Here is a 22,040-nt window from a genome sequence, read left to right as displayed (position 1 = left end):
CGTTGGCTCTCCGCGATTCAAACGACGGTGAACAGCGGCTGGTCGAACTCAACCGGCTGGCCGTCTTCTACCAGGATGGCGTCGATGACACCGCCAACATCGGCTTCGATGTGGTTCATCATCTTCATGGCTTCGACGATGCACAGGGTGTCGCCTTTCTTCACGGTCTGGCCCACTTCAGCGAAGTTTGGCGAGGTTGGCGAAGGCTTGCGGTAGAAGGTACCTACCATTGGCGAGCGGATCACGGTGCCTTTCAGGGCCGGGGCGGCGGCAGCGGCTTCGGCGGCTGGAGCGGCAGCGGCAACCGGGGCGGCAACAGGTGCAGCAGCGGCTACCGGAGCCGGTGCGAAGTACTGTTGGGCGGCCGGGGTTTTGCTGTGACGGCTGATACGGACCGACTCTTCGCCTTCCTTGATCTCCAGTTCGTCGATGCCAGACTCTTCCAGCAGCTCGATCAGTTTCTTGACTTTACGGATATCCATTAATCATCAACTCCCAAAGGTTCGGTCAGGGGGCGAAATACAAAAAAACGTAACTGAACGTTTCTCTAGAACCCTGGCCCACTGAGGCCAGGGTTTTCATCATTTGGGCTGTGCGTTGGCAGCCAGTTGTTCCAGCGCGGACTCCAGGGCCAGGCGATAACCGCTGGCGCCCAGGCCGCAGATCACCCCTACGGCAACATCAGAAAAGTAGGAGTGGTGACGGAACGGTTCGCGTTTGTGCACGTTGGACAGGTGCACTTCGATGAATGGGATGCTCACCGCAAGCAATGCGTCACGTAATGCGACGCTTGTGTGGGTGAAAGCAGCCGGATTGATCAGGATGAAGTCCACACCCTCGTTGCGTGCGGCGTGAATACGGTCGATCAGTTCGTACTCGGCATTGCTCTGCAGGTATTGCAAATGGTGGCCTGCGGCGCGGGCACGTTGCTCCAGGTCCTGGTTGATCTGGGCCAGGGTCACGGCGCCGTAGTGGCCTGGCTCGCGGGTACCGAGCAGGTTGAGGTTGGGGCCGTGGAGCACCAGTAGCGTTGCCATCTGCGGATTCCTTGGATTTGTAGGGCAATTCGACACAGCGCGGCGAGTGTGCCGCAAAGCGACGGCAGGTGTCCAGTTCCCGGCAGTAGCCAGCACGATGTCCGAGATTCGCGCGAAGTATGTGACCAAATAATTAAATCTGGTCACCTATTTCAGGATTTTTCCCGGCACGGGGGAAGTTATAGACCGACTTTGCTGCGCACGCGTGTCAGAATTTGCGCAAATTCACCGGCGTTTATCTCGCCAATCACCCGATCGGCGGTCATTTCGCTGCCGTTCGCGGCAAAGAAGAGCAAGGCGGGGGGGCCGAACAGCTGATAGCGGTCGAGCAGCGTGCGTTGCTCGGCATTGCTCTCGGTGATGTCGAAACGCAGCAACTTGAAGCCGGTCAGCTGCGTTTGCACCTGTGGCGCGTTCAGCACTTCATGCTCGATCACCTTGCAGCTGATGCACCAGTCGGCGTACCAGTCCAGCAGCACGGGCTGGCCGGCCGCTTTGGCTTGGGCCAGCGCCGCGTCCAGTGCGGCGGGGGTGGTGATGGTTTGCCAGGCATCCGCCTTTGCCGCCGGGTTGTTGCCGCTGGCCGCCAGTGTTGCAACCGGCAGCGGGCGTAGCGGGTCGCCTTGGCCACTCAGCGCGCCATACCAGCACGCCAGGGCGTAGACCAGCAAGCCCAGGCCGAGCAGTTGGGCCAGGCGCTGGCGTGGGCTTTTTACGACGAACTCCAGGGCGCCGAGGAACAGCGCTACGCCAGCGGCGAGGAAGCCGACCAGCAGCAAGGTCACCGGGCCCGGCAGCACGCGGCTGAGCAAGCCGATGGCCAGCCCCAGCAGCAGGACACCGATGGCGTTTTTCACGGTATTCATCCAAGGGCCGCTTTTGGGCAGCCAGGCTGCGCCACCGGTGGCTACCAGCAGCAATGGCGCGCCCATGCCGAGGCCCAGGGCAAACAGCTTGAGCGCGCCGCCCACGGCATCGCCGCTGGCGCTGATGTATAGCAGGGCACCGGCCAAGGGGGCGGACACGCAAGGCGAAACCAGCAGGCTGGAAAGCACGCCGAGCACGGCCGCGCCGAGCAGCGAGCCACCCCGGGTGTGGTTGGCGACGTTGTTCAGGCGGTTGCTCAGGGCCTGCGGCAGCTTGAGTTCGAACAGGCCGAACATGGCCAGGGCGAACACCACGAAGAACAGCGCGAACGGCACCAGCACCCAGGCCGATTGCAGGCGCGCCTGCAGGTTAAGGCCGGCACCGAACAGGCCCATCAGCGCGCCAAGTACGGCGAAGCTGGCCGCCATCGGCAGCACGTAGGCCAGCGACAGTGCCAGCCCGCGCAGGCCGCCGACCTGGCCACGCAGCACCACGCCAGACAGGATCGGCAGCATCGGCAGCACGCACGGGGTGAAGGTCAGGCCAACCCCGGCAAGGAAGAACAGCAGCAGTGATTTCCAGTTCCAGGCGTGTTCCGCAGCGCCCGGCGTATTTGCGCCGCTTTCGCCCTCGATGCTCAGGCGTTCGGTTTCCGGTGGGTAGCACAGGCCCTTGTCGGCGCAGCCCTGGTAGCCCACCAGCAGGGTGAAGGCACGTGGGTCGGTGCGCGGCAGTTCGATGTCGACCACGCCGTGGTAAACCTCGACGTCGCCGAAGAACTCATCGTGTTTGGCCTCGCCTTTGGGGATATTGGGCGTGCCCAGGGCAATGTCGGCCGGCTCGGTGCGGAACTGGAAGCGGTGGCGGTAAAGGTAGTAGCCCTCGGTGGCGACGAAGCGCAGCTTGAGGGTGTGCGCATCGGCCTGGATCAGGCTGAGCTTGAAGGCCTCGTGCACCGGCAGGAAGTCGGCGTTATTGGACAGCGAAGCGGCCCCGAGGGTGGCGCTGGGGCGGTTGTCGAGCAGGCCCGTGGCGAAGGCAGGGCTGGCCAGCAGCAGGAACAGCAGGAAAAACAGGCGGCGCATGGCGGACTCGCGAGGTGGAACGTGCCGGGCATGATAGCGGAGTTGGTGGGGGATGGGGCCATGTGGGCTTAGGGGGCGACACATGGCCGCTGAAGATACTATGCCTGTGTCGGCCGTTTCACGATCCCTGTGCGGGCGACGCGATGGATGGCACCGGCTGCGCCGGTGTTCCCGGGCATGCCCGCTCCCACAGGTATCGCGCATGCTTCCTCATACCCTGAACGCCCCCACCGCCCGGTTCAGCTCGCCGCCCAGGCTCAGCAACTGCTCCCCTTGCTCACGCCCCTCGCCAATGCGCTGCAGGTTGTCTTCACCCAACTCATGAATCCGTTCGCTGTGGTCACGAATCTCACTCACCGCGCCGCTCTGCTGCGCCGTGACATCGGCAATCCGCACGGCAGTATCCGAGATGGTGCGAATGGCACAGACAATCTCATCCAGCGCGCCATCCGCCGCTTGGGCCTGGTTGGCTGTGGCCTCGGCATGCTCAAGCTGCGCACGCATCCCTGCCACCGAACTTCTCGCGGCTTGCTGCAGGCGGTCGATCAGTGCCTGAATCTCGCCGGTAGCCCCCGTGGTGCGTTGCGCCAGCGAGCGCACCTCATCGGCAACCACGGCAAAGCCACGGCCCATCTCACCCGCACGCGCCGCTTCGATGGCGGCGTTCAGCGCCAGCAGGTTGGTTTGCTCGGCAATCGAGCGGATCACCGTCAGTACCCCGCCGATGGTGGCCGACTCTTCCGCCAGTTGCTCGATCATGCGGGCGTTGCCTTGCACTTCATCAACCAGTTCACGCAAACCTGACAGGCTCTGGCCGATCACCGCCTGGCCTTGCTCCACCGCACGCCCGGCATCGCGGCTGGCGTCGGCGGCGGCGCTGGCATCACCTGCCACTTGCTGGATGGTCGCTTCCAGTTCGCCCAGGGCGTCGCGGATCTGCCCGGTATCGCCCGCCTGGCGTTCGGCGCCGTCGTGCAGGGCGGCGCTCATACCGGCCAGCGCGTGGCTGCTGCCCGCCACCTGTTCGGCGTTGTGGCGGATGGTGCCGACCAGTTCCACCAGGTACTGGCGCAGGCGGTTGAGCGACTCCTGGATGTCGCGCAGTTCGCGGTTGGTCTTGCCCAGGGTGATACCTTGGGCGAAGTCGCCTTCGGCCCACCGTGACAAGGCGGGTGCCAGGCCGGTGAGGGTACGCGTCAGACGGCGCTGCAGGGTGTCGATCAACAAGGCGATCAGCAGGATCAGGCCAATCATCAAACCCTGGATGATGCGCACCTCGGCGGCAATTTTCGCATGCTGGCCACGCACTTCGGGTTCCAATGCTGCGATGGCTAGCTGCACGGCCTCCAGGCGTTGATGAGTGCTGGCGGCCAGGGCGCCGCGGCGTTCGATTTGTTCGCGGGTACGCTGCAATTCAGCCGGGTAGCGGCTCAGCAGGCTTTGCAGTTCACGCTTTAGGCCAACCGCGATGTCTTCCTGCTGGGCATTGGCCTGGGTCTCAAGGCCCATCATCGCGGCGAAGTCGTCGGCACCGGACTCGGCGGCGCGGGTTACGCCAAGCAAGGGCAAGGCATCGATGGCTTGAGCCTGGGCGCGGATCAGTTGCAGCTCGCGCTCCACCTCGTCGGCAAGCTCCGGGCGGCCGCTGTTGACCAGTTTGTCCCGGGCCAGCGAAAGGCGGCTCAGGTGCACAGTGGCATCGAGCAATGGCAACAGGTAGCGGTTGGCATCGGCGTTGCCGCTGTCGCGAGCGTAGCCGGCCAGTTGTTCGACGTTGGCTCCCAGCTCCCGCTCGGCCTGCAGCAGCAGGGCTTGTGGGTCGCCGGCCAGTTTGCCAGCGGCCAGCAGCTCATTGGCAGTAAAAGCCTGCAGGCTGTCCAGGCTGGGGCGCAGTTTGTCGGCCAGCTCAACGGGCCAGTCGGCCAGGGCGGCCTGCAATTGCTGGTCGCCCTCCATGGCGGCGGCATGGCGAAGTGCGTCGCCGCTGGCCAGGTACGCCTGGATGTTGCGTGCCGTCTGGTTCTGAAACTGCTGAGACAGGCCCAGGTAACGCTCCATCATCTGGTAGGGGCGCTCGAGGGCGCGCTGCGACCACCACAAGGTGGCGCCCAAGGCGAGACACACGGTCACCAGCAACAGGGTGTTGAAATTGGTCAGCCACTTCAGGCGCATAGCCGCGAACTTCCTGCGCAGGGGAGTAGAGGTAGGCGCCTGAAGTTATTGCGATTTTGTGACCGGGTGATGACGACAAGGGCTGGCGTCAGAAAAAAGTGGCACAGTGCCTGTATTGCTAAAACTGCTCAGGGTTCTACCCGCACTACACAGTTACGCCCGGCATGCTTGGCCCGGTACAGCGCCTCGTCCGCCGCACTGGCCATGGTCAGCGCATCGAGCCCGTCATCCAGCTGCACCACGCCGGCACTGAACGTGCACTGCAAATCCCGGGGTTGCGCCGGGTAGAGAATCTCGGCAAAGCGCCGGCGGATTTCGTCCAGCACCTTGTGTGCTGCGTCCAGCGCGGTGTTGGGCATGACAATGGCGAACTCCTCGCCACCGTAGCGGCCGATGAAATCGGTCTTGCGCAAACGCTGCTTGAGAAACAGGGCCAGGCTCTTGATCACCCGGTCGCCCATGGGGTGGCCATGGCGATCGTTGATCTTCTTGAAATGGTCGATGTCGAGCATGGCAAAGCTCAACGGTTGCTGTTCACGGCGGGCGCGGAAGCTGCAGTCTTCCAGCAGTTGCAGGATGTGGGTGTGGTTGTACAGCCCGGTCAGGCTGTCGCGCACCATACGCGCCTTCAGGTGCCGGGCACGGGCGGCGCGGTTGCGCACGGTGGTGATCAGGTGGCGTGAGCGAAACGGTTTGGTCAGGAAGTCATCACCACCTTCGCTCATGGCGTCCAGCTGTTTGTCCAGGTCGTCTTCGGCAGACAGGTAGATGATCGGCACGCTCACGTAGCGGTCGCTGTGGCGAATCACCTTGGCCAGCTCCGGGCCGGTACAGGCTGGCATGTACAGGTCGAGAATGATCAGGTCGGGCTGGAAGTCGGCAAGCTCCGCCATGGTACGGATCGGGTCGGTCAGGCTGCGGGTCACCATACCGGCACCGGCCAGCACGCGCTCGGTGTACAGGGCCTGGGTGCGTGAGTCGTCGATGATCAGCACGCGCAGCGGGTCTTGCTGGGTGATGTGGGTCAGCAGTTCGACTTTTTCCAGCAGGCTGGAAGCTTCAAGGCTGCCGGTCAGAAAATCCTGGCCACCCGCGCGCACGGCGGCCAGGCGGGTCGGAGTGTCGGCTTCGTGGTGGCTGAAGAACAGCAGCGGAACAGGTTGCGCCAGCGCCTGCTGCACCCGGGCGGCCAGCAGCAAGCCTTGGCCTGCACCGGTGAAGTCGACGTCCATGATGATGGCCGAGGGTGGGTATTCGTTGATTGAAGCGCAGAGCGCCGCAGCGCTGGGCAGCGCTTGCACCACCAGGCCGAAGAATTCCAGCTGCTGGGCCAGGCGCTGGGCGCGCTCGTGGTCCTGCAGCAGGATGTACACCGGTTTGCGCAGGGGCGGCAGCAGCACCTGGTCGAGCGGGTCATCCTTGCGCAGGCCGCTACGCGTCAGCTGCTGGGCGGGGCACTGCGGGCTCGGCTCGACTGCTTTGCTCATGTCCTGGCTACTTATAGGTTGGGGTGTGCAGGGGCAATGATGGCTCTATGCTAGCAGCTCTTTCCGAATACGTGAGTGCCCTGCATCAACAAAGCGGCCAGAACGAATATTCAGTTGCTGACCGATTGGTCGCTTATGCGTACGGGGGTGTCTGCTTTATAGTGCTGCCACACGGGCTTGCCGTGGCACCCTGGCGCAGGCCTGTGGTCCAAGCCCCTGAACCGTCGTGACTGATTAAGGACAAAGCCATGCTGGACTGGAAAAACCGCGAGGCCAAAGCCGAGCCCCGCGAGCGTGTCGATGGCCGCGGCGCTGCTGCCCGTAGCTACCTTGGCGGCCTTTGGAGCCGTGCCCTAGGGACCCTGATCGGGTTGTACCTGCTGGTGTGTATCGGCCTGGGCTGGTACTGGAGCCAGGAGCCTGCGCTGTTCCCGGTGCAGCAGAATGCCCAAGCCGCTGCCGAGCGCACCGGCCAGCAGATGGTGGTGGGTTATACCACCCTCGAAACCCTCAAGACCGTGGCCGGCACCTTGCTGAACAAGCCGGGCGGCTACATTTCCAACGACCGCTTCCCGCCCGGGCTGTGGATGGACAACATGCCGAGCTGGGAATACGGCGTGCTGGTCCAGGTACGCGACCTGTCCCGCGCCTTGCGCAAGGACTTTGCCCGTTCGCAGTCGCAGTCCACCGAAGACGCCGACCTGGCCAAGGCCGAGCCGCGCTTCAACTTCGACAACAAGAGCTGGATCTTGCCATCGAGCGAGTCGGAGTTCGAAGAGGGCATCAAGTCGCTGGGCCGCTACCAGACCCGCCTGGCTGCCGGCGACAAGGGCGCGATCTTCTACACCCGTGCCGACAACCTGAACAACTGGCTGGGTGACGTGGCCACCCGCCTGGGCTCGCTGTCGCAGCGCCTGTCGGCCAGCGTTGGCCGGGTGAAGCTGAACTCCACGCTGAAGACCGAGTCGGTGGTTGCCGGCCAGGCGCCGCAGGTGGATGAAGAGCTGGTGGAAACCCCATGGCTGCAGATCGACAACGTGTTCTACGAAGCCCGTGGCCAGGCCTGGGCGCTGTCGCACCTGCTGCGCGCCATCGAGGTGGACTTTGCCGACGTGCTGGCGAAGAAGAACGCCACAGTCAGCGTGCGTCAGATCATTCGTGAGCTGGAAGCCTCGCAAGAGCCACTGTGGAGCCCGATGGTGCTCAACGGCAGTGGCTTCGGCATGTGGGCCAACCACTCGCTGGTCATGGCCAACTACATTTCCCGGGCCAACGCTGCGGTCATCGACCTGCGTCAGCTGCTGTCGCAGGGTTGATAATGGCCATCAGCCCAAACGAGGCCGCCCACCGGGCGGCTTCCGACCGCGAACTGGTCACCTGGGTGGACGAAGCCGACCAGGTGCTAGGGGCGTTGCCGCGTGCTGAGCTGCGCGAGCGGGTTTTGATCGGGCGTTGCACGTTCATTCTGCTGTTCAACAGTGCCGGTGAGTTGTGCGTGCACCGGCGGACCTTGAGCAAAGCGCTGTACCCGGGGTACTGGGATGTGGCGGCGGGCGGCATGGTGACTGCCGGTGAGGGTTATGCCGAGTCGGCGGCGCGTGAGCTGGCCGAGGAGTTGGGCATTGAAGGGGTGGAGCTGCGGTTTCACGAGCGGTTCTATTTTGACCAGCCCGACAACCGTTTGTGGTGTGCGGTGTATTCGGCGGTGTCGGATGCGCCGTTGCGTTTGCAGCCGGAAGAGGTCATCGAGGCGCGTTTCGTCAGCCTTGAGTTGGCTGAAGAGGAAAGCCTGACGAAGCCTTACTGCCCGGACTCCTTGGCGGCGCTACAGCGCTACAAGGCCAGCCTGAAGTAAAGTTGGGGCTGAAAAGCAGCCCCATTGGCCGGATGGTCGCAAAACATTCGCAAAATGCCGCAATCCAGTACTTAGCAACCGCCCCATTTATCGTTAAACTGCGCGCCCTTTTCGGGCTGTCGCAGGATCTTGCGGCAGTAGCGCCGCCCCTGCCAGAGTGGGGCTTCGCGGTCGGCCTCTACCCCAAGGCACGACCAGTTTTTGTCCTCAGCACAGAGGAACAAAAGTGGCCAAGAAAGCTTCTTCCTTTTCCGCCCTTGGCGGTCTCGTGTACTCCACCGATGCCGGTCGACACTGCCCCGACTGTGGCCAGCCGGTGGACGCCTGCATCTGCAAGCAACAAATCATCCCCGAAGGCGACGGCATTGCCCGTGTGCGCCGTGAGAGCAAAGGCCGTGGCGGCAAGACCGTGACCACCGTCACCGGTGTGCCGCTGCCGCTCGACCAGCTCAAGGAGCTGGCGACCACGCTCAAGCGCCGCTGTGGTACCGGTGGCGCCCTGAAGGACGGAGTGATCGAGATCCAGGGCGACCATGTCGAGCTGTTGATCGGCGAGCTGACCAAACAGGGTTTCAAGGCGAAAAAGTCCGGCGGCTGAGGCCGTCGGGCGATTTTTTGCCCAGCGCTTTCTAAACTCGTTCCCGTGGTCAAGGTCTATGCCTGGGCACGGATGAATCGTCATTTTCAGCTTTTACACTCGCTCCGCTGCCTGCGGGGCAGTGTCTTCGACTTATCTATAGGGGACTTGAATGTCCGTACGACGCACACGCAAAGACGATGGTAGCCAATGGACCGTGGCCGACAGCCGCAGTGTTTATGGCATCCGCCATTGGGGCGCTGGTTATTTCGCCATCAATGAAGCCGGGCGCGTCGAAGTGCGCCCCAACGGCCCCAAGAGCGCGCCGATCGACCTGTTCGAACAGGTCGACGAACTGCGTCAGAGCGGCCTGTCGCTGCCACTGTTGGTACGCTTCCCCGACATTCTGCAGGACCGCGTTCGCCAACTGACCGGCGCGTTCGACGCCAACATCGCGCGCCTGGAATACCAGAGCAAGTACACCGCGCTGTACCCGATCAAGGTCAACCAGCAAGAAGCCGTGGTGGAAAACATCATCGCCACGCAGAACGTGTCGATTGGCCTGGAAGCCGGCTCCAAGCCCGAGCTGCTGGCCGTGCTGGCGCTGGCGCCAAAGGGCGGCACCATCGTCTGCAACGGCTACAAGGACCGCGAGTTCATCCGCTTGGCACTGATGGGCCAGAAGCTGGGCCACAACGTGTTCATCGTCATCGAGAAAGAGTCGGAAGTGGCTCTGGTGATCGAAGAAGCCGCCGAGCTCAAGGTGAAACCCCAGGTCGGCCTGCGCGTGCGCCTGTCGTCACTGGCTTCGAGCAAGTGGGCCGACACCGGTGGTGAAAAGTCCAAGTTCGGTTTGTCTGCCGCTCAGTTGCTCTCTGTGGTACAGCGCTTCCGCGATGCTGGCCTGGATCAGGGCATCCGCCTGCTGCACTTCCACATGGGCTCGCAGATCGCCAACCTGGCCGACTACCAGCACGGCTTCAAGGAAGCCATCCGTTACTACGGCGAGCTGCGTGCGCTGGGCCTGCCGGTGGACCACATCGACGTGGGCGGTGGCCTGGGGGTGGACTACGACGGTACCCACTCGCGCAATGCCAGTTCCATCAACTACGACATGGACGACTATGCCGGCGTGGTGGTGGGCATGCTCAAGGAGTTCTGCGACGCGCAGGGCCTGCCGCACCCGCACATCTTCTCCGAGAGTGGCCGTTCGTTGACCGCGCACCACGCCATGTTGGTGATTCAGGTCACCGACGTCGAGAAACACAACGACGACGTGCCGACCATCGAGAACAAGGAAGCCCTGCCCGAGACGGTGCAGTGGCTGGTCGACCTGCTGGGCCCGACCGACATCGAGATGGTGACCGAGACTTACTGGCGCGCCACCCATTACATGGGTGACGTGGCGGCGCAGTATGCCGATGGCAAGATCACCCTGGGCGAGAAAGCCCTGGCCGAGCAGTGCTACTTTGCCGTGTGCCGCCGCCTGCACAATTCGCTCAAGGCCCGCCAGCGCTCGCACCGCCAGGTACTGGACGAGCTGAACGACAAGCTCGCCGACAAGTACATCTGCAACTTCTCGGTGTTCCAGAGCCTGCCGGACACCTGGGCCATCGGCCAGGTGCTGCCGATCATCCCGCTGCACCGCCTGGACGAAGAGCCGATGCGCCGCGCCGTGCTGCAGGACCTGACCTGCGACTCCGACGGCAAGATCAACCAGTACGTCGACGAGCAGAGCATCGAGACCAGCATGCCGGTGCATGCGGTGAAAGAGGGCGAGGACTACTTGCTGGGCGTGTTCCTGGTGGGGGCCTACCAGGAAATTCTGGGGGACATGCACAACCTGTTCGGTGATACCGACTCGGTGAACATCTACCAGAATGCCGACGGTAGCGTGTATCACGCCGGTATTGAAACCCACGACACCATCGAAGACATGCTGCGCTATGTGCACCTGTCGCCGGAGGAGTTGATGACCCACTACCGCGACAAGGTGGCCAGTGCCAAGATCACTGCGCGTGAGCGGACCCAGTTCCTGGATGCGTTGCGTCTTGGGTTGACGCGGTCTTCCTATCTGTCGTCTTGAGTGCTGTAGCGCCTATGAGATCGCGCGCCGCCCGCGCGATCTCAAAGGCGCTGCAACACCCACGGCATACCCTTCCAGCATTACCGAACCCACTCACCGCTCTGCTGCAACCGCCACCCCACCCATCCCAGCGTCACCGCCCGCAACCCCATGAACCCGAGAAACGCCAACCACAACCCATGGTTGCCGAATCCGCTCATGCCTACCGCCATCGGCAGTGCAATCGCGACTGACACCAACATCGCATTGCGCATCTCCCGTGCCCGGGTCGCACCGATGAACAAACCGTCTAGCAAATAACTCCACACCGCAATCAACGGCAGCAGTGCCAGGTACGGCAAGTACGGATAAGCCGCCGCCCGCACGCTCTCGATATCGGTCTGCAAGTCAATAAACAGGTGCCCACCCAGCAAGAACAGTGCGGCAAATCCCAGGCTGGTAATCAGCGACCAGCCACACGCGACCACCAGCGAGCGGCGCAGGGTATCCCGGTCGCGGGCGCCGATGGCGTGGCCGCACAGGGCTTCGACCGCATGCGCCAGGCCGTCGAGTGCGTAGGCGGTCAGCAGCAGGCCGTTGAGCAGCAGGGCGTTGGCCGCCACGGTGGCCTCGCCCAGGCGTGCGCCTTGCACGGTAATCAGCAGAAACACGAGTTGCAGCGCCAGGCTGCGCAGGAAGATGTCGCGGTTGACCGACAGCAGCGGTCGCCAGGCCTGCCAGCGCTTGAGCGCTGCCCACACGATCTGCCCTGGGTAAGCCCGCAGTGCCGGGCGGGTCAGGGCCAGGCCGAGCAGGGCAGCACTCCATTCTGCAATCACCGACGCCCGCGCCGAACCCAGCACCCCCCAGTCCAGCCCCAGAACGAACCACAGGTTCAGGACGATGTTCAGCAGGTTGGTGGTCAGCAGAATAGCCAGCGGTGCCCGGGCGTTCTGGGTGCCCAGGAACCAGCCGACCAGCGCGTAGCTGGCCAGTGCCGCAGGCAGGCCCAGCAGGCGGGTATGAAAGAAGTCTTCAGTGGATTGCTGAAGGGCGGCGCTGGGTTGCATCGCCTGCAGTGCCAGCTGGCTGAACGGCAGGGCCAGCAGGCCAATCAGCAGGGCGAAGCCGACCGCCAGCAGCAGCCCTTGGACCAGCACCTGACGCAGCGCTGCGCCGTCACCTCGGCCGGCGGCCTGGGCGGCGAAACCGGTGGCGCCCATGCGCAGGAAGCCCATCAGACCGACCATGAAGGTGAACAGTGTGGCGCCCACGGCCACGGCGCCCAGCTGGTGGGCGTGGGGGAGGTGGCCGATGACCGCGCTGTCGACCAAGGCTACCAAGGGTACGGAGATGTTGGACAGGATCATCGGAGCGGCCAGCGCCCAGACCTTGCGGTGGGTGGGGCGGTGGCGCCAGTCGGTGGTCAGTTGCGACATTGGAGTCCTTGGTCAATTGGGGGCCGCTTTGCGCCCCCGCTTCAACGAATGCGCTAGTGTAACGATCAGGCAACCATTTAGCGCGACGATGGTCTCAGCTTGCGCGCAGCGCCGGGTGTTGCACCCAACCTTGCGCTATAGTTGCTGCCCTCACGTACACGCTGCCAAAGAGTTCCTATTCCATGTTCAACAAAGGATTGTTGCTGGCCTGCGCGCTGGCCTTGCTCAGTGCCTGTGACTCTTCCACGCCAGACAAACCTGCGCCGGCGCAGAAGCCAGTCGCTACAGCGCCCGCCGAAGCCGCTGCACCCAAACGCGAAGACCCCGCCGTGCTCGCCAAGCGCTACGAGGGCCGCGAACTCACGGTGCTGGACGTATCCGAAGTGCAGCTCGATGGCGCGGCCACGCTGTCGATCAGCTTCTCCGCACCGCTGGATGCCAAGCAGGACTTTGCCACCAAGGTACACCTGGTCGACACCGTCAAAGGCAAGCTCGACGGCGCCTGGGAACTCTCTGACAACCAGATGGAACTGCGCCTGCGCCACCTGGAACCACAGCGCAAGCTGGTGCTGACCGTGGACAAGGGCCTGCTCGCGGTCAACGGCAAGCAACTGGACAGCGAGTCGGTCACCCGGCTGGAAACCCGCGACATGCAGCCGACCATCGGCTTTGCCAGCCGTGGTTCGCTGCTGCCCACGCGCCTGGCCGAAGGGCTGCCGGTGATTGCCCTTAACGTCGACAAGGTCGATGTCGAGTTCTTCCGGGTGAAGCCGGAAATGCTCTCCACCTTCCTGGCCAGCTGGGGGCGCAACAGCAGCCTGTACTACTACCAGTCCAAGGAAACCCTGGACATGGCCGAGCTGGTCTACAGCGGCCGCTTCGACCTCAACCCCGCCCGTAACACCCGCGAAACCGTGCTGCTGCCCATCGCCGGCATCAAGCCACTGCAGGATCCGGGCGTGTACCTGGCAGTGATGCGCGCCTCGGGCACCTATGACTACTCGCAGCCGGCGACCCTGTTCACCCTCAGTGACATCGGCGTGTCGGCACACCGTTACCGCGACCGCCTGGACGTGTTCGCGCAGGCGCTGGAAGGCGGCAAGGCGTTGAGCGGCGTCAATCTCGAAATCCATGACGAGAAGGGCAAGTTGCTGGCGCAGGCCAGCACCGATGGCAAAGGCCACGCCCAGCTGCCGATCACCCCCAAGGCCGATACCCTGATCGCCACCCAAGGTGTGCACACCACCCTGCTGCGCCTGAACACCGCCGCGCTGGACCTGGCCGAATTCGACATCACCGGCCCCCAGGCCAACCCGCTGCAGTTTTTCATCTTCGGCCCGCGTGACCTGTATCGCCCAGGCGAAACCGTGCTGCTCAACGGCCTGCTGCGCGACCAGGACGGCAAACCCGTCAAAGCCCAACCCGTCAGCGTTGAAGTGCGCCGCCCGGATGAGCAGGTCAGCCGCAAATTCGTCTGGGAAGCCGACAGCAATGGCTTGTACCAATACCAGCTGCAACTGGCCACCGAAGCCCCGACCGGGCGCTGGCAGTTGCTGCTCGACCTGGGCGGCGGGCGCAAGCAGGTGTATGAGTTCCTCGTCGAAGACTTCCTGCCTGAGCGCCTCGCCCTGGAGCTGAAGGGCAGCAGCACGCCACTGTCGCCGGATGAAGATGCGCGCATCCAGGTCAATGGCCGTTACCTCTATGGCGCCCCGGCTGCCGGTAATCGCCTGAGTGGCCAGGCTTATGTGCGCCCCCTGCGCGAGGCGGTGCCCGCTCTGCCGGGCTACCAGTTCGGTTCGGTCACCGAAACCGAGCTGAATCAGGATCTGGAACTGGACGAAGTCACCCTCGACCAGGCGGGCAAGGCGGTGGTCGATATCGAAAGCCGCTGGGCCGAAGCCCGCTCGCCGCTGCAACTGACCGTGCAAGCCAGCTTGCAGGAGTCGGGTGGCCGTCCGATCACCCGGCGCCTGGAGCAGCCGATCTGGCCAGCCGAGCGCTTGCCGGGCCTGCGTGGCCTGTTCGATGGCGAGGAAACCGACAGTGACGGGCCGGTGGAATTCGAGGTACTGGTGGCCGACCGCGATGGCAACAAGCTGGCGGCCGATGACCTCAAGGTGCGGTTGATTCGTGAGCGCCGCGACTACTACTGGAACTACTCGCAGAGCGACGGCTGGAGCTACGCCTACAACGAAAAGTTCCTCACTCAGAGCGAAGAGACGGTCAGCGTCAAGGCCGGCTCCACTGCCAAGCTGAGCTTCCAGGTTGAATGGGGCCCTTACCGCGTCGAGGTGGAAGACCCGCAAACTGGCTTGGTTTCCAGCGAACGCTTCTGGGCCGGCTACCGCGCCCAGGACAACGCTGAAGGCGGTGCCGTACGCCCCGACCAGGTCAAGCTGGCGCTGGACAAACCGTCCTACGCCGACGGTGCCACGGCCAAGGTTACCGTCACCCCGCCTGCCGCAGGTAGCGGCTACCTGATGATCGAGTCCAGCGATGGCCCGCTGTGGTGGCAGGAAATCGACGTGCCCGCCGAGGGCAAGACCTTCGATGTGCAACTGGACAAAGCCTGGGCCCGCCACGACCTGTATATCAGCGCGCTGGTGATCCGCCCGGGTGAGCGCAAGGCCAACGCCACGCCCAAGCGTTCGGTGGGTGTGCTGCACCTGCCGCTGGACCGCGCCGAGCGCAAGTTGGCGGTGAGCCTGCAGGCACCGGAGAAAATGCGCCCGAAACAGCCGCTGACCGTGAAGGTAAAGGCCGCCAATGCGGATGGCAGCGTGCCCAAGCAGGTGCATGTGCTGTTGTCGGCGGTGGACGTGGGTATCCTCAACATTACCGACTTCAAAACCCCCGACCCGTTCGCCAGCCTGTTCGGGCGCAAGGCCTATGGAGCCGACCAGCTGGACATCTACGGCCAGCTGATCGAAGCCGGGCAGGGCCGCCTGGCCAGCCTGGCGTTCGGTGGTGACGCGGCCATGGCCAAAGGGGGCAAGCGCCCTAATACCACGGTGACCATCGTCGCCCAGCAGAGCCTGCCGGTGACTCTGGACGACAAGGGCGAGGGCGAGGCCACGGTCGATATCCCCGACTTCAACGGCGAGCTGCGGCTGATGGCCCAGGCCTGGACCGAAGACCACTTCGGCATGGCCGAAGGCAAGACCGTGGTGGCCGCACCGCTGATCGCCGAACTGTCGGCGCCGCGCTTCCTGGCCGGAGGCGACCGCACCAGTCTGGCGCTGGATTTGGCCAACCTGTCGGGCCGCGCTCAGCAGCTGAACGTTGAAATCACCACCGAAGGGCAACTGAACCTGGCGGCCAACGCTGTGCAAAGCGTTGCCCTGGCCGAAGGCCAGCGCTCGACGCTGATGATCCCGGTGCAGGCCCAGGGCGGCCTGGGGCAAGGCAAGGTGCATGTGCGGGTCACAGGCCTGCAACTGCCAAACGAGCCGACCACCGCGTTCAAGCGGGAGTGGACGTTGGGCGTGCGCCCGGCCTACCCGGCGATGCTCAAACACTACCGCGTGGCCCTGAAAGACCAGCCATGGACACTGCCCGAAGCAGACCTGGCGGCCTTCGAGCCTGCCGGCCTGGAAGCCAGCCTGGCCTTGTCGAGCCGGCCACCGCTGAATCTGGCGGAGCAGATTCGCGCCCTGGAAGCCTACCCCTACGGTTGCCTTGAGCAGACCACCAGTGGCCTTTACCCGTCGTTGTACGCCGATGCCGAGAGCCTCAAGCGCCTGGGCATCAAGGGCGAGCCGGCGGACGTGCGCAAGCGAAAGATCGAGATGGGCATCGAGCACCTGTTGGGCATGCAGCGCTACAACGGCAGCTTTGGCCTGTGGAGTTCGGACAGCGAAGAAGAGTACTGGCTGACTGCCTACGTCACCGACTTCCTGCTGCGTGCCCGTGACCAAGGTTACGGCGTGCCGGCTGAGGCGCTGAAGAAGGCCAGCGAGCGCCTGCTGCGCTACCTGCAAGAGCGCAATCTGATCGAAGTGGACTACAGCGAAAACGCCGACCACACCCGCTTCGCCGTGCAGGCCTATGCAGCGCTGGTGCTGTCACGCAGCCAGCAGGCGCCGTTGGGTGCTTTGCGTGGCCTGTTCGAGCGCCGTGCCGATGCGCGTTCCGGCTTGCCGCTGGTACAACTGGCAGTGGCACTGGACAAGATGGGCGACAAGCCGCGAGCCGAGCAGGCTTTGCAGGCGGGCCTGGGCATTAGCCGTGGCAAAGGCTGGATGGCGGACTACGGCAGCGCACTGCGCGATCAGGCGTTGATCCTGGCCTTGTTGCAGGAGAGCAATCTGGCCAGCAGCCAGGTCGACCAGCGGCTGTTCGCCTTGTCGGACGAACTGGCGGCCAACCGCTGGTTGTCGACCCAGGAGCGCAATGCACTGTTCCTGGCCGGCCGTGGTCTGTTGGGCAAGCCGGAAGGCAAGTGGCAGGCCCGCCTGGACACCGCTGGCGAGGTGCGCGAGTTCAACAATGCCGAAGCCGGCATGAAGCTGGAAGGCCCGTTGCTGGCTTCGCCGCTGAGCGTGCAGAACGAAGGCAGCGAGACGCTGTACCAGCAGCTGACCTTGTCCGGTTACCCCCGTCAGGCGCCTGCCGCCGGCGGCAATGGTATGCAGATTCGCCGTGAATACCTGGGCATGAATGGCCAGCCGTTGGACCTGCATAACCTGCGCAGCGGCGACCTGGTGCTGGTGCACCTGGCGCTCAAGGCCGAAGACCGCGTGCCGGATGCCTTGGTGGTGGACTTGCTGCCTGCAGGCCTGGAACTGGAAAACCAGAACTTGGCGCAGAGTGCTGCCAGCCTGGACAACGCCAGCACCGCGGTGAAGGAATGGCGCGAGTCGATGCAGAATGCCAGCGTGGTGCACCAGGAGTACCGTGATGACCGTTATGTTGCCGCGCTCAAGCTCGACGGCTACGGCACCACCCACCTGTTGTACCTGGCGCGGGCGGTGACCCCGGGCACCTATCGCGTGCCGCCGCCGCAGGTTGAGTCGATGTACCGGCCGAACCTGCAGGCCGTGGGGGATGGGCAAGGGGAGATGACCGTAAAAGCCCGGTAATTTGGGAGCTACAAGCTACAAGCTACAAGCTACAAGCCGAGTGGCATACACATGCCTTCTTGCAGCTTGCAGCTTGCAGCTTGCAGCTGCTCAGTGAATCACCCAGCTCATCACCCACAACCCCAGCACCAGCCAGATGATCCCGAGGATGATCGAGGCGCGCATGAACGCGCGGATGGCCGAGTACAGCAGCATCAGGCCGACGATCAGGGCCAGGATGCTGAGCAGCGAGGTGTCCATGCCCAGTGTGCGCGCCAGGCCGTCGATGAAATTGCCGCCAGCATTGGCCAGCAGGTTGAACAGCCCGCTCAATGCGTCGACGATGAAGCGGATCAACGACCCCAGTGCCTGGCCCAGCCACTCGAAAAAACCTTCTACATGCATAGTTGTTTCCTGATGAACGATTCGGCGAGGTTGCCGTTCCCAAGCCTTTGGCCATCACCTGGCCAGGTCGGTTCCCGATGCCAAGCTTAGCGCGGCCGTGCACGCGTGCGGGCAAGTGGTTGCGTGCCACGGTAATCGGCTTGCTGGTGCTGTGTGGCCTGGTGTGGCTGGCTGACCGCATCTGGCCGCTGCCCATGCCGGGCGACGACCTGGCCCGGGTGGTGGTGGCCGAAGACGGCACGCCGTTGTGGCGCTTTGCCGATGCCGAGGGTGTCTGGCGCTACCCGGTCAGCCCTGACGAAGTCTCTCCGTTGTACCTGCAGGCCTTGCTGACTTACGAGGACCGTTGGTTCTACCGCCATCCCGGGGTCAACCCGCTGGCCCTGGCCCGAGCCGCCTGGCTGAACCTGCGCGGCGGACGCGTGGTGTCGGGCGGCAGCACGCTGTCGATGCAGGTGGCACGGCTGCTCGACCCGCATGAACGTACCCTGTCTGGCAAACTGCGCCAACTGTGGCGTACGGCGCAGCTGGAGTGGCATCTGTCCAAGCGCGAAATCTTGCAGATCTACCTTGACCGCGCACCCTTTGGCGGCACCTTGCAGGGCGTTGCCGCAGCCAGCTGGGCGTACCTGGGCAAATCACCCATGCACCTGACCCCGGCCGAAGCAGCGCTGCTGGCGGTACTGCCACAGGCGCCCAGCCGGCTACGGCCGGACCGCCATCCCGCGCGTGCCCAGCGTGCCCGCGACAAGGTGCTGCAGCGTCTGGCCGAATACCAGATATGGCCTGCGCAGCAGATCCGCGAGGCAGCCGAAGAGCCGCTGGTTCTGGCACCACGCCAGGAGCCCGCCTTGGCGCCCTTGCTCGCCAGAAGGCTGAACAGCGCCGACAGCCCACCGCTGATCCGTACCACCCTCGATGCCGCGCTACAGCGGCGCCTGGAGGATTTGCTGCTAGGTTGGCGCTCACGGCTGCCGGAGCGCACCTCCGCCGCGATCCTGGTGGTTGAAGCGCAGACCATGGCGGTGCGTGCCTACCTGGGCTCGATCGACCTGGCTGATGAGCGTCGCTTCGGGCATGTCGACATGGTGCGTTCGCTACGTTCGCCGGGCTCTACGCTCAAGCCGTTTCTGTACGGCATGGCGCTGGATGATGGCCTGATCCATTCTGAATCGCTGCTGCAGGACGTGCCACGCCGCTATGGCGACTACCGGCCCGGTAACTTCTCCATGGGCTTCAGCGGGCCGGTGTCGGCCAGTTCGGCGCTTGCCCTGTCACTCAACTTGCCGGCAGTGCAATTGCTGGAGGCCTACGGCCCGAAACGCTTTGCCGCGCAACTGCGAATGGCGGGTATGCCGCTGATACTACCGCCGCTGGCCGAGCCCAACCTGTCGTTGATCCTCGGTGGCGCCGGTAGCCGGCTGGAAGACTTGGTGGGTGGTTATGCAGCCTTCGCGCGCGGTGGCAACAGTGCGAGGGTACGCTTGCAACCGCAGGATCCATTGATTGAACGGCGCCTGCTGTCGCCTGGCGCGGCATGGATCATCCGGCGCATTCTCAGTGGCCAGGCGCGCCCGGACCGCGACCCGCATGCCGAGTTGGTGCAGCGCCCGCAACTGGCCTGGAAAACAGGCACCAGCTATGGCTTTCGCGATGCCTGGTCGATTGGCGTGAGCCCGCGCTACCTGATCGGCGTGTGGATCGGCCGCCCCGATGGCACGCCGGTACCCGGCCAGTTCGGCCTGGCCTCGGCGGCGCCACTGATGCTGCAGGTGCATGACCTGCTGAGCAACCGCGACAGCCAGCGCGGCATCAGCGTGCCGGTGGAGCGAGTACCGGCGAATATCGGGGTGGCGGCGATCTGTTGGCCGCTGGGCCAGCCGATGAGCAAGCAGGACCCCAACTGCCGGCGACAGCGTTTTGCCTGGACCCTGGATGGCACCACGCCGCCAACCCTGCAAGCTGCCGATCAGCCGCTGGGCCTGGGCCTGCGTGAGCGCGTGTGGGTCAACGAGCAGGGGCTGCGCGTGGATGGTAGCTGCCCAAGCGCCAAGGCCCGTGACATCGCGTTGTGGCCGGCCCCGCTGGAGCCTTGGCTACCCCGTGTCGAGCGGCGGGCGTTGCGCCTGCCGGCCATCGACCCGGCTTGCCCGCCGCAGGTGCCGGCCAGCGCACCGCCGCTGTCGATCGTCGGCGTGCGCCCCGGCGACAACCTGCGCCGCCCGGCCACCAGCAGCGAGCCGTTGCAACTCTATGTATCGGCCTTGGGTGGCGGCGGGCGGCGCTGGTGGTTCCTCAATGGCCAGCCCTTGGGCGAAACCCAGGGGCAGGACAGCCTGCTGCTTCGCTTGCCGCAGGCCGGACAGGCCGAGCTCAGTGCGCTGGATGAAAGCGGCGAGACGGCGAGGGTGGCGTTCCAGGTCAGCGAGTAGGCGTTCGACGGCATTCGGGCCAGCACCGACGCTTGCAGATAACGGGTGTGACCGGCTAAGGCCGTACAGGGGCACGTGTATGCGGTCAGCGAACATGTCGAAGAGCGGCAGTCTTCGTCACGGGACTACGACACTTCAGTGCGCGCGCTGTCCTTCGAGGGCGACTGGCGCAAAGTGGAAGGTAGTCGCCTGCGCATTGTCAGTGCCGGGGTCTACCAAGGCCTCGATTACCTGGGCGCCCGCAGCGATGCCGACTACGACATGGACTTTTTGCGGTTCAGATTGTCGGGGCTGCAAGTGACCCGCTGTCAGCGAGTTGGCAGGGTGTGGTGTCTGGCGCGTTGTACTGGAGTGATGACCGGCTGCTCGATAGCGAACGGGTGGGGTTTGGTGGGCAGAGCTTCGGGCGTGGCTATCCCCGTGATCAGTCCGACGGAGACAAGGGTTGGGGTGTGGCTTACGAGGTGAGCTACAGCATGCGGGGTAGCAGGTTGGCGCTGGTACAGCCGTATTTGGCAGTGGATGCGGCGCAGACCTGGCATAACCGGGAATCGGTGGAGGATGCCCACCTGGCTTCGGCGGCACTTGGTGTACGGTTGGAAGATGGGCGGCTTTTCAATGTTGCGTTGGAGGTGGCAAAACCGCTGGCGGATGTGGCCTTGGACAGTCTGGACCGTGCCCCCGGCTTGACCTTGAGTGTTGGCCTTCAACTGTAGGGGCTGCAGAGCAGCCCCGGTGATGCTGAGTCAATCACTCAATGGGTAGTAAACCGCTGGTGAATCGGTGACGAACTGGGCGTCAGCGCCAGTGCCAACTGGGTGCGGTTGTGCATGTGGGTCAGGCGCAGTACCTGCGACACATACAGCTTCACCGTGTTTTCGGTAATGCCCAGCTCACAGGCAATCTGGTAGTTGGTCTTGCCCTTGCTCACCAGCCGCGCCACTTCAAGTTGGCGCGGCGACAGCTTCTCGAACCCTGCCGGTAGCTCGCTCTCACTGTCTTCCACATCGCTGGCGCGTCGGTGGGTGCCTTGGCCACGGGCTTTTTCCAAGTCCTGGTACAGTTCCTCCACCGAGTCGGCCAGATCCTGCAACCGCTGGTTCAACCCGCCCAAGGCGCGGACGTTGCGCTGGCGCTCTTGCAGGGCCTCATCCTGGCGGCGCACGCCCTCGAGCAGCTCATCGAGGTTCATGGGCTTCTGGTAGTAATCGGCAAAGCCTTCACGCAGGGCACGGATCACATCCTGTTTATCCGCGCGCCCAGTCAGCATGATGGCTTCGAATATGCGCTGCCCGGTGATTTCCTTGAGCGCGCGAACCAGTTCGATACCATCGCGCTCGGGCATGTGCAGGTCGCAGATGATCAGGCCAATGGCCTCGTCGGCCATGTAGCGCTCGAGGGCTTCGTCGGTGGAATGGGCCGGCAGGCAGTGGTAACCCTGGGTTTCAAGAAACTCACACAGCTGTTCGACGATGACTGGCTGATCATCGACCACTAAAATCTTCACATCACTGAAAGGTCTGGACACGATCAACTCCCTGTTCGTATGCGGCCCT

At 64.1% G+C, this 22,040-nt stretch carries 14 protein-coding genes and 1 pseudogene; 7 read left to right on the top strand and 8 right to left on the bottom strand.

Features of this window, described 5'->3' with window-relative positions; translation table 11 throughout:
• Nucleotides 1-17: 17 nt before the first annotated feature.
• The 5 genes from accB to APH36_RS16585 form a co-directional block, all read right to left on the bottom strand.
• Nucleotides 18-482: an acetyl-CoA carboxylase biotin carboxyl carrier protein gene (gene accB, locus APH36_RS16605; RefSeq protein ID WP_016715395.1), complete on the bottom strand. Its 465-nt coding sequence runs from the start codon at nt 480-482 to the stop codon at nt 18-20.
• Between the two features lie 99 nt (nt 483-581).
• A complete protein-coding gene (gene aroQ / locus APH36_RS16600; RefSeq protein ID WP_003255330.1) occupies nt 582-1,037 on the bottom strand; it encodes a type II 3-dehydroquinate dehydratase in 456 nt (151 codons plus the stop codon).
• A 179-nt stretch (nt 1,038-1,216) separates the two neighbouring features.
• Complete coding sequence (locus APH36_RS16595; RefSeq protein WP_060499515.1) at nt 1,217-2,989, bottom strand: protein-disulfide reductase DsbD; 1,773 nt, start codon at nt 2,987-2,989, stop codon at nt 1,217-1,219.
• 210 nt (nt 2,990-3,199) lie between these two features.
• Nucleotides 3,200-3,979, bottom strand: a complete 780-nt coding sequence (locus APH36_RS33240) for a methyl-accepting chemotaxis protein (RefSeq protein WP_371920922.1) — start codon at nt 3,977-3,979, stop codon at nt 3,200-3,202.
• 1,310 nt (nt 3,980-5,289) lie between these two features.
• Nucleotides 5,290-6,648 (bottom strand): diguanylate cyclase, encoded by a 1,359-nt coding sequence (locus APH36_RS16585; protein ID WP_060499513.1) that lies wholly within the window; start codon nt 6,646-6,648, stop codon nt 5,290-5,292.
• A 248-nt stretch (nt 6,649-6,896) separates the two neighbouring features.
• On the opposite strand from APH36_RS16585, the gene APH36_RS16580 reads away from it, so the two are divergent.
• From APH36_RS16580 to speA, 4 genes are all read left to right on the top strand, one after another.
• On the top strand, nt 6,897-7,964 hold the full coding sequence (locus APH36_RS16580) for a DUF2333 family protein (RefSeq protein WP_060499512.1): 1,068 nt from the start codon (nt 6,897-6,899) through the stop codon (nt 7,962-7,964).
• 2 nt (nt 7,965-7,966) lie between these two features.
• Nucleotides 7,967-8,503, top strand: a complete 537-nt coding sequence (locus APH36_RS16575; RefSeq protein WP_060499511.1) for an NUDIX hydrolase — start codon at nt 7,967-7,969, stop codon at nt 8,501-8,503.
• A 226-nt stretch (nt 8,504-8,729) separates the two neighbouring features.
• Nucleotides 8,730-9,101 (top strand): translation initiation factor Sui1, encoded by a 372-nt coding sequence (locus APH36_RS16570; RefSeq protein ID WP_025754639.1) that lies wholly within the window; start codon nt 8,730-8,732, stop codon nt 9,099-9,101.
• A gap of 151 nt (nt 9,102-9,252) precedes the next feature.
• The gene (gene speA / locus APH36_RS16565; protein ID WP_016715402.1) at nt 9,253-11,166 is read left to right on the top strand and encodes an arginine decarboxylase; all 1,914 of its coding nucleotides are present in this window, start codon (nt 9,253-9,255) and stop codon (nt 11,164-11,166) included.
• A gap of 80 nt (nt 11,167-11,246) precedes the next feature.
• On the opposite strand, the gene APH36_RS16560 is transcribed toward speA, so the two are convergent.
• Nucleotides 11,247-12,584 (bottom strand): MATE family efflux transporter, encoded by a 1,338-nt coding sequence (locus APH36_RS16560; protein WP_060499510.1) that lies wholly within the window; start codon nt 12,582-12,584, stop codon nt 11,247-11,249.
• Nucleotides 12,585-12,766: 182 nt separating this feature from the next.
• Between APH36_RS16560 and APH36_RS16555 the strand changes: the two genes are divergently transcribed.
• On the top strand, nt 12,767-17,668 hold the full coding sequence (locus APH36_RS16555; RefSeq protein WP_060499509.1) for an alpha-2-macroglobulin: 4,902 nt from the start codon (nt 12,767-12,769) through the stop codon (nt 17,666-17,668).
• Nucleotides 17,669-17,758: 90 nt separating this feature from the next.
• Here APH36_RS16555 and APH36_RS16550 read toward each other — a convergent pair whose 3' ends face one another.
• A complete protein-coding gene (locus APH36_RS16550; protein WP_016715405.1) occupies nt 17,759-18,052 on the bottom strand; it encodes a hypothetical protein in 294 nt (97 codons plus the stop codon).
• A 77-nt stretch (nt 18,053-18,129) separates the two neighbouring features.
• Between APH36_RS16550 and pbpC the strand changes: the two genes are divergently transcribed.
• Entirely contained in the window at nt 18,130-20,484 is a 2,355-nt protein-coding gene (gene pbpC, locus APH36_RS16545; protein ID WP_060499508.1) for a peptidoglycan glycosyltransferase PbpC, read from the top strand.
• 60 nt (nt 20,485-20,544) lie between these two features.
• Nucleotides 20,545-21,200 (top strand): annotated as a pseudogene (locus APH36_RS16540) (ShlB/FhaC/HecB family hemolysin secretion/activation protein); the annotation flags it as partial.
• A gap of 38 nt (nt 21,201-21,238) precedes the next feature.
• On the opposite strand, the gene APH36_RS16535 reads toward APH36_RS16540, so the two are convergent.
• Complete coding sequence (locus tag APH36_RS16535) at nt 21,239-22,012, bottom strand: response regulator transcription factor (RefSeq protein ID WP_060499507.1); 774 nt, start codon at nt 22,010-22,012, stop codon at nt 21,239-21,241.
• Nucleotides 22,013-22,040 lie beyond the last annotated feature (28 nt).

The sequence above is a fragment of the Pseudomonas sp. NBRC 111133 genome (assembly GCF_001320605.1).
Classification (GTDB): domain Bacteria; phylum Pseudomonadota; class Gammaproteobacteria; order Pseudomonadales; family Pseudomonadaceae; genus Aquipseudomonas; species Aquipseudomonas monteilii.
Note: the sequence above shows the minus strand (reverse complement) of the source record. Positions and strands in the feature narration are given on the sequence as shown.

Excerpts from the sequence above, each read along its gene's own strand:
- APH36_RS16560 (WP_060499510.1), bottom strand. The coding sequence starts at position 12,584 with ATGTCGCAACTGACCACCGACTGGCGCCACCGCCCCACCCACCGCAAG.
- APH36_RS33240 (WP_371920922.1), bottom strand. The coding sequence starts at position 3,979 with ATGAGCGCCGCCCTGCACGACGGCGCCGAACGCCAGGCGGGCGATACC.
- APH36_RS16575 (WP_060499511.1), top strand. The coding sequence starts at position 7,967 with ATGGCCATCAGCCCAAACGAGGCCGCCCACCGGGCGGCTTCCGACCGC.
- APH36_RS16595 (WP_060499515.1), bottom strand. The coding sequence starts at position 2,989 with ATGCGCCGCCTGTTTTTCCTGCTGTTCCTGCTGCTGGCCAGCCCTGCC.
- accB (WP_016715395.1), bottom strand. The coding sequence starts at position 482 with ATGGATATCCGTAAAGTCAAGAAACTGATCGAGCTGCTGGAAGAGTCT.
- aroQ (WP_003255330.1), bottom strand. The coding sequence starts at position 1,037 with ATGGCAACGCTACTGGTGCTCCACGGCCCCAACCTCAACCTGCTCGGT.
- APH36_RS16550 (WP_016715405.1), bottom strand. The coding sequence starts at position 18,052 with ATGCATGTAGAAGGTTTTTTCGAGTGGCTGGGCCAGGCACTGGGGTCG.
- speA (WP_016715402.1), top strand. The coding sequence starts at position 9,253 with ATGTCCGTACGACGCACACGCAAAGACGATGGTAGCCAATGGACCGTG.
- APH36_RS16580 (WP_060499512.1), top strand. The coding sequence starts at position 6,897 with ATGCTGGACTGGAAAAACCGCGAGGCCAAAGCCGAGCCCCGCGAGCGT.
- pbpC (WP_060499508.1), top strand. The coding sequence starts at position 18,130 with ATGCCAAGCTTAGCGCGGCCGTGCACGCGTGCGGGCAAGTGGTTGCGT.
- APH36_RS16585 (WP_060499513.1), bottom strand. The coding sequence starts at position 6,648 with ATGAGCAAAGCAGTCGAGCCGAGCCCGCAGTGCCCCGCCCAGCAGCTG.
- APH36_RS16555 (WP_060499509.1), top strand. The coding sequence starts at position 12,767 with ATGTTCAACAAAGGATTGTTGCTGGCCTGCGCGCTGGCCTTGCTCAGT.